The sequence below is a fragment of the Arthrobacter sp. 7Tela_A1 genome, from assembly GCF_049311065.1.
GTDB lineage: Bacteria > Actinomycetota > Actinomycetes > Actinomycetales > Micrococcaceae > Arthrobacter_B.
Genome location: NZ_JAXIOO010000010.1, coordinates 40,142 through 54,431, shown reverse-complemented (window position 1 = coordinate 54,431; position 14,290 = coordinate 40,142). Strand labels below are relative to the sequence as shown.

Genomic DNA, 14,290 nt, shown 5'->3' with positions numbered 1-14,290 from the left:
CCGCTAGTCGAGTGCCGCGCCGCGGGTTTCCGGTGAGAACCTGGCCATCCAGAGGACGGACAGCAGTACCAGCACACCGGCCAGGGCAAAGGACAGCGGCAGGCCAAGGTACGGCCACAGCACCGAGACAAACAGCAGCGGCCCGAACCCGGCTCCCACCCGGGACGCCGTCGAGGCCCAGCCAAAGCCGCTGGCACGAACCTGGGTTGGATAGAGCTCGGACACATAGGTGTAGAGCACCGGGATGGCCACCTGCACCACAAAACCGTAGATGAGCAGCCACGTCGTCGCCGCAGCGGGTACGTCCACCACCAGGGCGACGACCACCAGCGAAGCGGCGGCAGCGGGACCCGTGACAGCCAGCAGCCACTTCCGGCCCACCCGCTCCACCAGCAGTGCAGCAGCAATGACGCCCAGCAGTCCCACGGCGGCCATGCCGGACGTCGTCAGGAACGCCTTGTACTCGGCGTAGCCGGCATCCACCAGGATCTTGGGCATCCACTGGAGTGCCAGGTAGTAGACGAGCAGGATGGTGACGAACAGCGACCAGGCCGTGACAGTGTTTTTCGGATTGGTCCGCCAGACTTCGCCCAGCTGGCTGCCCATGGACCGAAGGGAAAACTTCGGTGCCGGCTCCGCCTCGGGGATCCGCCATTCCGTCTGCGTGCCGCCCGTGCGCTGGATCAGGTCGTTAATGACGGACCGGGCTTCCTCTGTGCGGCCCTTGCGGACCAGGAACAGCGGCGATTCCGGCACGGAACGCCTGACCCAGAAAACCAGCAGGGCCGGGGCCACCATGATGAGCATGGTCCACCGCCAGTCCGCGACGGTGGCCATGATGAACGCCGAGGTGACACCGCACAGGGCAGCGCCTACCGGCCACCAGCCGTCCATCGCCGTCAGGACCCGCCCGCGCTGCTTCCGGGGAGTGAACTCGCCGACCAGCGCATAGTCCACCGGGACACAGCCGCCCAGCCCAACCCCGGCCAGGAAACGGAAAACGCAGAACCAGGCGATGTCCGGTGCGAAGGCCCCCAGCACAGTGAAGATCGAGAAGATCAGCAGCGTCGCCGTAAACGCCCGCTTGCGGCCGATGGCATCCGCAATGGAGCCCCACAGGAAGGCGCCTATCGCCATCCCCAACAGATTCGCCGTACCGATCCAGGCTGCCTGGGCGGGGACCAGGCCCCACTCCTTCGAGAGCAGCGGGATCAGGACGCCGTTGAGGGTCACGTCCCAGGCGTCGAACATGAAGCCCAGCCCGCCAATGAGGAAGATCCGCCCCTGGACGCGCCAGCGCCAGGGAAGGTTTTGGACTACCTCGTCACCCGTGGGCAGGGCATGCGTTGTCGTCATGGGTGGCGCCTCTCAGAAACGAGTTATGGTCAGAAGTACAATAACTGACCACACTCTACAACGAATGACACCGCCGGCGGCCTGAGCGCCGTAATCTTCCGACCCCGGCGCGGCGCGGGGTGCTGGAAGCTCCGGAGCGGCCGCGCCACAAGGGTGACGGACAGGGCTGCCAGTATTACCTGCGGCCCTGTCCCGAAGGCAGCCAACGCCTAAACTCGGAACTGGGCCGCCAGAAGGCCCGTGTGCATCGATCCGCCGATACCCCGTTGGAGTGACTTCCGTGAGCAACACCCCCCTTGACCGTGTACCCATCCGCCGGGCCCTGATCTCGGTCTATGACAAGACCGGCCTGACGGAACTGGCTCAGGGTCTCTCCGCCGCCGGAGTCAGCATCGTCTCCACAGGTTCCACCGCCAAGCAGATCGCCGCAGCCGGCATCGAGGTCACGGAGGTTGCCGAAGTCACCGGCTTCCAGGAGTGCCTGGACGGCCGCGTCAAGACGCTCCACCCGCGCGTGCACGCCGGCATCCTGGCCGACCGCCGCCGACAGGACCACCGGGACCAGCTCGAGGAACTGGGCATCGAGCCCTTTGACCTGGTGGTGGTGAACCTCTACCCGTTCGTGGAAACCGTGAAGTCCGGCGCTGCCCAGGACGACGTCGTCGAGCAGATCGACATTGGCGGGCCCTCCATGGTCCGCGCCGCTGCCAAAAACCACCCGTCAGTCGCCGTCGTCGTGGATCCGTCCAAGTACGCCGCTGTGACCGCAGCAGCCGCTGAGGGCGGCTTTGACCTCAACGAACGACGCCGTCTGGCAGCCGAAGCATTCGCTCACACCGCCGCGTACGACACGGCTGTGGCTAAGTGGACCGCTGCGCAGTTCGGTGACGGCACCGAAGCCGGGGCCACCTGGCCCGCCTACACCGGCATGGCATTGGAACGCTCCGAGGTGCTGCGCTACGGTGAAAACCCGCACCAGGCTGCGGCGCTGTACGCAGACCAGGACTCCCTGCCCGGTGTGGCCCAGGCTGACCAGCTGCACGGCAAGGCAATGTCCTACAACAACTACGTCGACGCCGATGCCGCCCTGCGCGCAGCGTTCGATTTCGAGCAACCGGCAGTCGCCGTCGTCAAGCACGCCAACCCATGTGGCGTCGCCGTAGCGTCCCCCGGTGCCGAAGACCCGATTGCCAACGCGCACGTGAAGGCACATGCCTGCGATCCGGTGTCGGCCTACGGCGGAGTCATCGCCGCAAACCGGACCGTAACGGCGGGAATGGCGGAAACTGTCAAGGACATTTTCACCGAGGTAGTCATCGCGCCCGACTTTGAACCCGAAGCCGTGGAGATCCTTTCCCGCAAGAAGAACATTCGCCTGCTCACCCTGCCCGACGGCTACGGCCGCAACCCGCTGGAGTTCCGGCAGGTCTCCGGCGGTGTGCTGATGCAGCAGCCGGACACCGTTGAAGCCGAAGGCGATGACCCCGCCAACTGGACCCTGGCAGCCGGGGAACCCGCAGATGAGGGAACTCTCGCCGACCTAGCTTTCGCCTGGCGCGCGGTCCGTGCCGCCAAGTCCAACGCCATCCTGCTGGCCCGCGATGGCGCGTCCGTGGGTGTGGGCATGGGACAGGTGAACCGGGTGGACTCCTGCAAGCTCGCCGTGGAACGGGCCAACACGCTGGCCGGCAGCGACGACGAGCGTGCCCGCGGGTCCGTGGCTGCCTCCGACGCGTTCTTCCCCTTCGCCGACGGACTGCAGATCCTGCTCGACGCCGGTGTCCGCGCCGTCGTCCAGCCGGGCGGTTCCGTCCGCGATGAAGAAGTCATCGCTGCGGCCAACGCGGCGGGTGTGCCCATGTACTTCACGGGCGCACGCCACTTCTTCCACTAGGGCTTTCCGAAACGCCACGCAACGGTTACCCCGCTGCGGGCTGCACGCATGACTACGGCGTGTGGCCCGCAGTTTAGGGAGCGCTTCAGCGCTGTGGCATAGTTGGACACAGAAACCAGACCCAAAAAGCCGGGTCCCCGCATGTCTAAAGCCATGTCCGTGGACCCCCATTCCACAAGGAGACCGTGTGGCTGACAAAATCAAGGTTGTGGGCTCTGTCGTAGAGCTCGACGGCGACGAGATGACGCGGATCATCTGGCAGTTCATCAAGGACCGCCTGATCAACCCCTACCTGGACGTTGACCTCAAGTACTACGACCTTTCGATCCAGAACCGTGACGCCACGGATGACCAGGTCACCATCGACGCAGCCAACGCCATCAAGGAACACGGCGTGGGCGTCAAGTGCGCAACCATCACCCCTGATGAAGCCCGCGTTGAAGAATTCGGCCTGAAGAAGATGTGGGTTTCCCCGAACGGGACCATCCGCAACATCCTCGGCGGCGTCGTCTTCCGTGAACCGATCATCATCTCCAACATCCCGCGCCTGGTCCCGGGCTGGAACAAGCCGATCATCATCGGCCGCCACGCCCACGGCGACCAGTACAAGGCCACCAACTTCAAGGTCCCCGGCGCCGGTACCCTGACGCTGACCTACACCCCGGCTGACGGCGGCGAAGAAATCAAGCAGACCGTTGTGACGTACCCCGAAGAGGGCGGCGTTGCCATGGGCATGTACAACTTCAACGAGTCCATCAAGGACTTCGCCCGGGCTTCCTTCGCCTACGGCCTGCAGCGGAACTACCCGGTGTACCTCTCCACGAAGAACACGATCCTGAAGGCCTACGACGGCCAGTTCAAGGATCTCTTCCAGGAAGTCTTCGACGCGGAGTTCAAGGACCAGTTCGAAGCAGCCGGCCTCACGTACGAGCACCGCCTGATCGATGACATGGTTGCCTCCGCGATGAAGTGGGAAGGCGGCTACGTCTGGGCCTGCAAGAACTACGACGGCGACGTCCAGTCCGACACGGTTGCCCAGGGCTTCGGCTCGCTGGGCCTGATGACCTCCGTGCTGATGACCCCGGACGGCAAGACCGTCGAGGCTGAAGCCGCACACGGTACCGTGACCCGTCACTACCGCCAGCACCAGCAGGGCAAGCCCACCTCCACGAACCCGATCGCTTCGATCTTCGCGTGGACCCGTGGCCTGATGCACCGCGGCAAGCTGGACAACACCCCCGAGGTCATCAACTTCGCCGAGACACTTGAAGACGTAGTCGTCAAGACGGTCGAATCCGGCAAGATGACCAAGGACCTGGCACTGCTGGTCGGACCCGATCAGCCGTACCTGACCACCGAAGAGTTCCTGGCCGCACTGGACGACAACCTCAAGATGCGCCTGGGTTAATTCCCCGGTTTCTCCGTCAGACAGAGAACGTTTCTCCGTAAGACAGGGAACACAGAACAGCCCCCGTCCCAAAGGACCGGGGCTGTTCTGTGTTTGGGATACCTGCCTGCCCTAGGAACCGGATCCTGAGGAGCTGGAACCTGAGCCTGAACCGGACCCCGAGGACCCGGAGCCGAAGGAACCCGACCCTGATCCGCCGGACCCCATGCCGGAGCTGGAGCCCGACCCGCTGGAGCCCGAGCCGCCGGAACCGGATCCTGAGGAGCCCATGCTGCCGGAGGAACCGCTTCCGGACGTACCGGAGCTAACGGAGGAGATCAGCGGCTCCGAGGAGGATTCGCCGCTGATGACATTGCTGTCGCCGCTGCCGGTGTACGACGCGGAGACCTCGATCTTGCGCGGCTTCGCCTTCTCGCTGACCGGGATAAATACGCTGAGGACGCCGTTCTCGTACTTGGCGGAGATGCCCTCGATATCGATGCCCTGGCCCAGGTTGAGCTGGCGCAGGAACGTTCCCGATTCCCGCTCGCGGGTCAGCCACGTTGCCCCCTCGGGGACGTGGATCGTGCGCTCGGCACGTATCGTCAGCAGCTGGCCGTCCACGTCGACGTCGACCGAGCCCGGATCGATACCCGGAAGGTCGGCGTTCATGATGTAGTGGTCGCCCTCCCGGTAGAGATCAATGGGCATCAGCCGCAGCCGCTGGCGCGGATCCAGGAGAGCGCCTGCCACACGGTCCAGTTCGCGGAAAGGATCGAATTTCATGGCCATTCTCATCAACTCCTTTTCACCCGTCCCGCGGGGCGGGTGCATGTGTTTTTTCACTGGCGAAAATGAATGAATAAACGAAGGGTCGATTACCGCCCCCGGCACCAAGTGGAAATGCCGGTCCTTCCAGACTAGGCCGCGGGCGCGCAGAAAGTCAGTCCACCGGCCACAAATGGACTGGTTCGTTGCTGTGCATGTGATGCCAGTAGCGGCGGGTCATCTCGGCAAGCGCCGATGCCCGGTCGAAGCCCGTTGCCTCAAGCTTGTTGAGGACGGAGACCTGCCAAGCGGCCCCGTTCTGCTCGCTGCGGGCGCGTTCACCGATGACGGAGAGATAGCGCTCCACCAGTTCGTCGTCGACGCCGAGTTCGCGCAGCCCGTCCGCGGCCAGGGGTACCAGATGCCGGACCACCAGTTCGGCGACGGGGATGTCGCCGATGCCGGGCCAGTAAACGGAGGCTTCCAAACCCAGCCGCGAGCAGGCGAGGAAGTTGTCCGTCGCCGTCTTGAAGGCCATCCGGGTCCACAGCGGACGGTCAGACGTGCGCAGGGCGTGCACCAGGCCGTAGAAGAAGGCTGCGTTGGCGGTCACGTCAAGGACTGTCGGCCCTGCCGGGAGGACCCGGTTTTCCAGCCGCAGGTTCGGGGTGTGCGTTCCGGGATCGTAGATCGGCCGGTTCCAGCGGTACACGGTGCCGTTGTGCAGCCGCAGTTCCGGCAGCAGCGGTGCGCCGGACTCCGTGGTTCCTGAACTGGAGGGGGATACCTCGGGCAGCAGCGCCGGGAAGTACCGGACGTTTTCCTCGAACAGGTCGAAGATGGAAGTGATCCACCGTTCACCGAACCAGACCCGTGGCCGCACGCCCTGGTTGCGCATCTCAGGCGGACGCGTGTCGATGGCCTGCTTGAAGAGCTCGATCCTGGTTTCCTGCCACAGGACGTGCTCCATGAAAATGGGGGAGTTGGCGGCCAGCGCAACCTGAGGTCCTGCGATCAGCTGTGCCGCGTTCCATGCCGGGGCGAACTCGGAGGGGCTGACCTCAAGGTGCAGCTGCAGGGACGTGCATGCCGCTTCCGGCGCGATGTTCTTGGCGTACTGGGTGAGCGTCTCCGCTCCCGTCAGTGACAAATGGACGTCCTCGCCGCGTGCCTGCAGGACCGAGGTGTTGAGCGCGGCATAGCGGGCTCCGGAACTGATCCAGGCGTCGCCGTCGAGCACTGACGGTGTCAGCGTGGGCAGGATGCCGACCATGAGGATGTTGGCTTCGGCCTTGGCCGCGAGTTCGTCGGCACGGTTGAGCTGGCGGCGCAGGCTCTCTTCAAGCTCCATCAGCCCTTGGCCGCGGATGGAGAGCGCAGGGTGGTTCATCTCGATGTTGAAAGCGCCCATCTCTGTCTGGAACGCAGGATCGGCGATTTCTGCCAGCACCGAGGTGTTCCGCAGGGCAGGCGTGAAGTCATCATTGGTCAGGTTGAGTTCCAGCTCGACACCGATGCTGGCGGTGTCGGCGAACTCTGCGGTGCCGAGGAAGCCGGCAAACCGGTCGAGGTTCTCCAGCAGGCGTGCACGGTACCTGGTCCGCTGTTCCCGGCTAAAGGACTTTGAGGTGACTTCTGCTCCCATGGTTGAAGATAACCACGCGATGCGGGCTATGTATAGCACCCGGCCCGGCCTCGTGGTGCAGTGATTCCGGCAGCTGGAAGGGGTGTTGCCCGGCTGCTGCCTGCGCCTAGGCTCGGGAGTGGAACGGATCGGTTGGGCAGAGAGCAAGGAGAGGCAGCATGGAGATTGGAAAGCAGCAGATTGTTGATTTCCTGAAGAGCCGGGGGAGCGGCGACCAGGCCAGCCAGGCGGAATCCCAACTGCCCGACAAAGTGGACACGGACAAGGACTCGGGCCTGCTCAGCAAGCTCGGAGTCAACCCTCAGGACCTCATCGGCAAGTTCTCCGGAGGCCTGGGGGGACTGTCAGGAGCCTAGGAAACGACGACGCCGGCGAGGCATCCGCCGGCGTCGCCGCCTCAGCTGGTCTAGACGGAACCCGGGGTTTTGCTGAAGGTGCGTGACGCAGCAGCCTGCAGGTCGTCATTGGGGTACCGGACGCCCAGCTGCGCCCTGACCTCGTCAAAGAGCTGCATGGTCCGCAGCGAGTCCGCCAGCGGCATGGTGGGGCTTTCGGTCAGCCCTTCCTGGATGCAGCGGGTCACTTCCCGGAGCTCATAGGTGTAGCCGTTGCCCACCTGCTGGAACCGTTCCACCCTGGCTTCGCCCTGGTGCTGCTGGATGTGCAGTTCCACGGGGTTGTGCAGCGGCGCACCCGTGCGGACCCAGCCTTCCGAACCCGAGATCGTGGCGGTCCGCGGTCCGGAGGCAAGCAGCGAGGAGGTCAGCTGGGCGACGGCGCCGGAGTCATAGCCAAGGTTTAGGGCGTTCTGGCTATCGACGCCGTCGCTGTTAAGCGCTCCGGCGGCCTGGACGCGCTGCGGGAAACCGAGCGCACCCACGGCGATGGTCAGCGGGTAGATGGTGAGGTCCAGCAGGGCGCCGCCGCCGGCCGCCGGATCCCAGAGCCTGCTGGCGGGGTCATACGGTGCCGGGAAGCCCAGATCCGCCTGGACCCAGCGGATGTCCCCGAGTTCGCCGCTGGCTAGGATCTCCCAGAGCCTGTTGATGCAGGGAAGGAACCGGGACCATACCGCTTCCATCAGGAAGACCCCGTGGCGGGAGGCAACGTCGATGAGGTCCGCCATTTCGGCGGCGTTGATGGTGATCGATTTTTCGCACAGGACATGCTTGCCGGCTTCGAGGGCTTCACGGGTCAGTTCATAGTGCTGTGCGTGGGGCGATGCGATGTAAACGACGTCGACGTCCGGATCTTCGAAGAGCTGCTGGTATCCCTTGCCCCGGGCCTCGTCGTCGTAGTAGCTGGACGCGAAACCGAACCGGTCCGCGAACTCTGCTGCGGTGGCCTGTGAGCGGGAACTGACAGCCTGCAGGACGGCGTCTTCAAGCCGTGCAATGTCTTCGGTGACACGCGCGGCGATGCGGCCGGTGGCTACAACGCCCCAGCGGAGGATCCGTCCGGTCGCCTGCACCGGGCTCGGTGCCCCTTGAAGGACGCACGGCGGTGTGCGGATAAACTGCGGGGCGTTCATAATCCTCGGCTTTCGGTTGTAGCTTGGGCGGCTAGTCTCTCGGCAATAGAACTACCTTATGGTCCGCACCCTGTGCTGCCCAGCCCCAACAGTAACTCCCGTTCTGGAGGGCGCCGGCGGGCCGCGGAACAGCGAAGCCCGGGCTGCTTTCCAAAGGAAAGGAGCCCGGGCCTTTGTGCTGATGAACTGGAGTTACTTGACCAGTTCGGCCAGCGTCGGATCGTTGGCGTAGGCCTCAGCTGCGTTGTCCTTGGTGACAATCTGCGGCTCGAGGAGGTAAGCCGGAACGACCTTCACGCCGTTCTCATAGGACTCGTCGTCGTTGATTTCCAGCTCTTCGCCGGCGCCGAGGCCCTTTACCATGTCGATGGTGTGGGCAACGAGGGCCCGGGTGTCCTTGTTGATGGTGGAGTACTGGACGCCTTCCATGATGGACTTCACGGATTCAACTTCGGAATCCTGTCCGGTAACAACCGGAACCGGCTTGCCGGCAGCGGCAACGGAGGTCAGGATGGCGCGGGCCAGGGTGTCGTTGGGGGACAGGACGCCGTCCAGTTCCTCAGCGGCGTAGGAACCCGAGAGCAGGGTATCCATGCGCTTCTGGGCGTTCTCGGCCTTCCAGCCCTGGGTGACAGCCTGGTTGAATTCGGTCTGGCCGGAAACAACGTTCAGGTTGCCCGCTTCGATTTCCGGCTTCAGGACGTCCATTGCGCCGTCGAAGAAGACCTGCGCGTTGGCGTCATCGGGGGAACCGGCGAACAGTTCGATGTTCCACGGGCCTTCGGGCTTGTTGGCCTTCATTCCGTCCAGCAGGGCCTGGCCCTGCAGCTGGCCGACCTGGAAGTTGTCGTAGGCGACGTAGTAGTCGACGTTCTCGGTGTTGGTCAGCAGGCGGTCGTAGGCGATGACGGTGATGCCGGCATCCTTGGCTTCCTGCAGCTGCGAACCGAGCTGGGCGCCGTCAATGGCACCGACAACCAGGACCTTGACACCGTTGGTGATCATGGAGCTGATCTGGTTCTGCTGCTCGGAAACGCCGCCGTTGGCGAACTGGACCTGCGGCTCGTAGCCGGCTTCCTTCAGGCCGTCGTTGAACAGGCCTTCGGCCAGGACCCAGTTCTCCGAGGTCTTCTGGGGCAGTGCGACGCCGATTGCCGATCCTTCTTCGAAGCCGGCTGCTTCGCCGGAAGCGGACTCGTCGGCCCGGCCGCAGGCGGACAGCGACAGTGCTGCCACCGTGGCGACGACGGCAAATGACTTTGCGAACTTACGCATGGTGTTCCTTCTCTTGATTGGTGGAGCGGTGGTATTTCGTGGTGCGGATTAATGGGCCCGGTGGGGCTTAGGCATCCGTTCCAATGGTGGATTTGGTGCCGGTGGGCATTTCAGGCTTGGGGTTCACGGGAGCAGGGACGGAAAGCTTGTCCTTGGAACCGAAGTTCTTCATCATCATGCCGATGATGGACGGCTTGCCCTGGCTCTTGTTGTAGACGTCCAGTGCGACGGCGATCAGCAGGACCAGGCCCTTGATGATCGAGGTGAGGTCGGCGCCGATGCCGAGGAGCTGGAGGCCGTTGTTCAGCACGGCCATGACCAGGCCGCCGACGATCGAGCCCACCACGGTGCCGACGCCGCCGGAAACGGCTGCACCGCCAATGAAGACTGCGGCGATGGCGTCGAGTTCCCAGCCGGTGCCGTCAAACGGTCCGGAGGCGGTGGAGCGGGCCACGAAGATCATGCCGGCCAGGGAGGCCAGGATGGACATGTTCATCATGACCAGGAAGTTGACCTTCTTGCTCCGCACGCCGGAGAGCTCAGCTGCGTGCAGGTTGCCGCCCACAGCGTAGACGTGGCGGCCGACCACGGTCTTGGTGGAGATGAAGACGTACAGGACCACCAGGGCGGCCAGGATGATGCCGGATACCGGGAACGAGGTGCCCGGACGGCCCGTGGAGAACAGGTACGTGGCGTAGAGGATGGCAGCGACCAGAAGGCCGGTCTTGGTGACGGCAACCCAGGCAGGCGGATTAACCGAGCCGATCTTCGCCGTCTTGGCACGGCGGCGGACTTCACCGACGATCACGACGGCGGCGAGGACCAGGCCAAGGAACAGGGTCAGGTTGTTGTAGCCCGTGTTGGGGCCGACCTCGGGCAGGTAGCCTGCGCCGATGAACTGGAACTCCTGCGGCACGGGAACCGTGTTGGACTTGCCGATGTACTGGTTGGCGCCGCGGAAGATCAGCATGCCTGCGAGCGTGACGATGAATGCCGGTATGCCCACGTAGGCCACCCAGAGACCCTGCCAGGCACCAATGGCGGCACCCATCAGCAGGCCGAGCAGGATGCCCGCCCACCACGGAATGCCCCAGTCCCGCATGGCCATGGCCACGATGATGCCGGTGACGGCGGCGACTGAGCCGACCGAGAGGTCAATGTGCCCGGCGATGATCACAAAGACCATGCCCACGGCAAGGATGAGGATGTAGGAGTTGCCGTTGAACAGGTTGATCATGTTCGTGGGCGTCAGGGTCTTGCCGCCGGTCAGCCACTGGAAAAGGCCGATCAGGACGACGAGGGCAAAGATCATGCCGAACTGGCGGCCATTGCCGCTCAGCAGCTGTTTCATGGCTTTCATGAGAGGGGTCCTTGGGTGGCGAGGTCGGAGGTTTGCTTGCCGGCGGAGGTCATGAGCTTCATGAGGTTTTCCTGGCTGGCTTCAGCCTTGGAAAGTTCACCGGTGATCGCGCCTTCGAAAATTGTGTAGATGCGGTCGGAGAGACCAAGGAGCTCGGGAAGCTCCGAGGAGATCACGATCACGCCCTTGCCCTGGTTGGCCAGCTGCTGGATGATCCCGTAAATCTCGTATTTGGCACCGACGTCGATGCCGCGGGTGGGCTCGTCGAGGATCAGCAGGTCCGGGTCGGTGAACATCCACTTTGCCAGGACAACCTTCTGCTGGTTTCCTCCGGAGAGCTTGGAGACGCCTTCGTCCACGGTGGGAGCCTTGGTCCGCAGGTTCTTGCGGTATTCCTCGGCGTAGCGGTATTCCTGGTCCTTGTCGACAACCAGGCCCTTGGTGATCTTCTTCAGGTTCGAGGCCACCGTGGTGGCCTTGATGTCATCGAGCAGGTTCAGTCCGAGGGTCTTGCGGTCCTCGGTCACGTACGCGAGGCCGTGGCTGATGGCCTGCGGCACGGACTTGAAGGTGACTTCCCGGCCGTCCTTGATGATCTGGCCGCTGATGAAGTTGCCGTAGGAACGTCCGAACAGGGAGCGGGCCAGTTCCGTGCGCCCGGCGCCCATGAGGCCGGCGAAGCCGACAATCTCGCCGCGCCGGACATGGAAGTTGGATCCCTTGCAGACCAGGCGGTCCGGCACGGTGGGGTGTCCGACGGTCCAGTCCCGCACTTCAAAGAACACTTCACCGATGTTCGGGGTGTGGTCCGGGAAGCGTGACTCGAGCGAGCGGCCCACCATGCCCTTGATGATGCGGTCTTCGTTCGCGCCGTCGACGGCTACGTCGATGGTTTCGATGGACTTGCCGTCACGGATGATGGTGATGGAATCAGCGATCTGCTCGATCTCGTTCAGCTTGTGGGAGATCATGATGCAGCTGATGCCCTTGGACCGCAGTCCTGCCATCAGGTCCAGCAGGTGCTGGGAATCGGTTTCGTTCAGTGCCGCCGTGGGTTCGTCGAGGATGAGCAGCTTCACGCGCTTGCTCAGGGCCTTCGCGATCTCCACGAGCTGCTGCTTGCCCACGCCGATGTCCTTGACCGGGGTGGTGGGATCTTCCTCGAGGCCAACCCGGGCCATCAGCTCGGACGCTTCGAGGTTTGCGCGGTCCCAGTCGATGAAACCGAAGCGCCGCGGCTCGTTGCCCAGGAAGATGTTCTCCGCGATGGAGAGCTCCGGGATCAGCGCCAGTTCCTGGTGGATGATGACGATTCCGGCGGCTTCAGAGGAGCGGATGTCCTTGAACTGGACGACCTCTCCCTGGAAGACGATTTCGCCGCTGTAGGTTCCGTACGGGTACACCCCCGAAAGGACCTTCATGAGGGTGGACTTTCCAGCTCCGTTTTCGCCGCAAATGGCGTGGATCTCACCGGCTTTTACCGAGATGGAGACGTCGGACAGAGCTTTGACACCGGGAAATTCCTTGGTGATGGAACGCATTTCCAGGATGGTGTGGTTATGCGGCATCTGCCCAAACCCCGCCGTAGGGGCACTGGACGCTGAGCGCTCCAGTTGCCCGAGCTGCAACTGCTGCTCGCATAAGTGCCTCCCGTAGTGACTTCTTTGTCTTGCTGCTGACCCAATGAGGGGTCGATAGAGAAGTAAACTCTTATTCCCTGCTTGTCGTCAAGTCTTTAACACAACGGGAGTAGGGCGTGGAAAAACATACTTTGTAAATCAATTCCGGGTCAGAGCACGGCACCGGCCTGCGCCAGCACCAGGGAAGCGGCGCCCAGCGCTTCAGCGCGGTCTCCGAGCGAGGACATGGTGACCGTAGTGGTCTCGCCGATCAGGGGCACTGCGTGGCGTATGAGGCCGCGGCGGATCGGGTCCAGGAAGGTCTCGCCGAGTCCGGTCAGGGATCCGCCGACCACGATGACTTCGGGGTTCAGGGTGTTTGCAATGCTGGCGACCGCGCGCCCAACCGCCATTCCGGCGTCGTCCACCACGCGCAGGGTGGCAGGGTCTCCGGCAGCGGCCTGGCGCATGATGTCGGCGGTGCTGACCGGCTCTGCCGCGGTGCGGCTCAGGAGGTCGATCATGGTGGAAGTGGATGCGACCGTTTCCAGGCAGCCCCGGTTACCGCAGCGGCAGACCAGTCCGTGGTCGGAGATCGTTGCGTGGCCAATTTCCCCTGTGACACCCACATGCCCGTAGAAGAGGGCACCGTTGATGACCAGGCCCGCTCCAATGCCCGACGCCACTTTGACGAAGATGAGGTTTTCGCAGCCTCCGTGGGGACCCCACGTCACCTGCGCCAGGGCGCCGAGGTTGGCGTCATTATCGACAAACACCGGAACCCGCAGCCGTGCAGCCAGGTCTTCGCGCATGTTCACGCCCACCCACTCCGGCAGGATGGCACCGCGCACCACGGTTCCGGTGCGCCGGTCGATCGGTCCCGGAATGCCGACGCCGGCTCCCAGTACCCGGTGCCGTTCAATGCCGGCGTCTGCCAGGACCCGGTCAAAGAGTTCCGCGGCGGCGTTCATGCCCTCATCAGCCGTGTGCCCCAGGGGCAGCGAAACCGAGGCCTCTTCGAGGATCTGGTAGCCGAGTGTCGCCAGGACCACGCGGACGTGCCGCCGGCCGATGTCGATGCCTGCGGCTACGGCCCCGGTGTCGTTCAGTCTGACCGAGAGGGCCCGTCGGCCCGAACTGGTGGTTGGTTCGGTGTTGACCAGCTGCGCCTGGCTCATCTCGCGGACGATGTTGGAGACGGTGGCGTTGGAGAGCCCTGTGATCCGGGAGAGCTCTGCCTGGGTTTGCGGTCCGCCCGTGAGCAGTGCCTCAAGCAGCAGCTGCTGGTTGCGGGCCCGAAGCGCGGTTTGGGAGCCGGGCTTGCTGCGGCGCCGGCCCGGTGTGGGCTCCGTCATCATTGAGGGTGATTGGGCAGACATAAACTTCAGCGTCCTACAGATGCATGTTGCCGTCAAGAAATGAACACAAGATCACGGACGGGCCTGTGTCCTGAAG

Annotated in this window: 10 protein-coding genes and 1 pseudogene; 3 read left to right on the top strand and 8 right to left on the bottom strand. The window is 63.9% G+C overall.

What is annotated here, in order from left to right:
* Positions 1 to 3 precede the first annotated feature (3 nt).
* Positions 4 to 1,356, bottom strand: a complete 1,353-nt coding sequence (locus TVB01_RS06480; protein WP_422455033.1) for an MFS transporter — start codon at positions 1,354 to 1,356, stop codon at positions 4 to 6.
* A gap of 280 nt (positions 1,357 to 1,636) precedes the next feature.
* Between TVB01_RS06480 and purH the strand changes: the two genes are divergently transcribed.
* Complete coding sequence (purH, locus tag TVB01_RS06475; RefSeq protein WP_422455031.1) at positions 1,637 to 3,250, top strand: bifunctional phosphoribosylaminoimidazolecarboxamide formyltransferase/IMP cyclohydrolase; 1,614 nt, start codon at positions 1,637 to 1,639, stop codon at positions 3,248 to 3,250.
* A 187-nt stretch (positions 3,251 to 3,437) separates the two neighbouring features.
* Positions 3,438 to 4,658, top strand: coding sequence for an NADP-dependent isocitrate dehydrogenase (locus tag TVB01_RS06470; protein WP_422455029.1), 1,221 nt, complete (start codon positions 3,438 to 3,440; stop codon positions 4,656 to 4,658).
* A gap of 324 nt (positions 4,659 to 4,982) precedes the next feature.
* Here TVB01_RS06470 and TVB01_RS06465 read toward each other — a convergent pair.
* Positions 4,983 to 5,429, bottom strand: a pseudogene (locus TVB01_RS06465) (Hsp20/alpha crystallin family protein); the annotation flags it as partial.
* 151 nt (positions 5,430 to 5,580) lie between these two features.
* On the bottom strand, positions 5,581 to 7,050 hold the full coding sequence (locus tag TVB01_RS06460) for a glutamate--cysteine ligase (protein ID WP_422455028.1): 1,470 nt from the start codon (positions 7,048 to 7,050) through the stop codon (positions 5,581 to 5,583).
* Between the two features lie 158 nt (positions 7,051 to 7,208).
* Here TVB01_RS06460 and TVB01_RS06455 point away from each other — a divergent pair, with 158 nt between their 5' ends.
* The gene (locus tag TVB01_RS06455; RefSeq protein WP_422455026.1) at positions 7,209 to 7,406 is read left to right on the top strand and encodes a hypothetical protein; all 198 of its coding nucleotides are present in this window, start codon (positions 7,209 to 7,211) and stop codon (positions 7,404 to 7,406) included.
* A 50-nt stretch (positions 7,407 to 7,456) separates the two neighbouring features.
* On the opposite strand, the gene TVB01_RS06450 is transcribed toward TVB01_RS06455, so the two are convergent.
* From TVB01_RS06450 to TVB01_RS06430, 5 genes are all read right to left on the bottom strand, one after another.
* Positions 7,457 to 8,581, bottom strand: a complete 1,125-nt coding sequence (locus TVB01_RS06450) for a Gfo/Idh/MocA family protein (RefSeq protein ID WP_422455024.1) — start codon at positions 8,579 to 8,581, stop codon at positions 7,457 to 7,459.
* 192 nt (positions 8,582 to 8,773) lie between these two features.
* A complete protein-coding gene (locus TVB01_RS06445; RefSeq protein ID WP_422455022.1) occupies positions 8,774 to 9,856 on the bottom strand; it encodes a substrate-binding domain-containing protein in 1,083 nt (360 codons plus the stop codon).
* A 67-nt stretch (positions 9,857 to 9,923) separates the two neighbouring features.
* Positions 9,924 to 11,216 carry a multiple monosaccharide ABC transporter permease gene (mmsB, locus tag TVB01_RS06440; RefSeq protein ID WP_422455020.1) on the bottom strand — a complete coding sequence of 431 codons (1,293 nt, stop codon included), beginning with the start codon at positions 11,214 to 11,216 and terminating at the stop codon, positions 9,924 to 9,926.
* Positions 11,213 to 12,784, bottom strand: a complete 1,572-nt coding sequence (gene mmsA, locus TVB01_RS06435) for a multiple monosaccharide ABC transporter ATP-binding protein (RefSeq protein ID WP_422455018.1) — start codon at positions 12,782 to 12,784, stop codon at positions 11,213 to 11,215. The genes mmsB and mmsA overlap by 4 nt, the downstream gene beginning before the upstream one ends.
* Positions 12,785 to 13,005: 221 nt before the next feature.
* Positions 13,006 to 14,214, bottom strand: coding sequence for an ROK family protein (locus TVB01_RS06430; protein WP_422455017.1), 1,209 nt, complete (start codon positions 14,212 to 14,214; stop codon positions 13,006 to 13,008).
* Positions 14,215 to 14,290 lie beyond the last annotated feature (76 nt).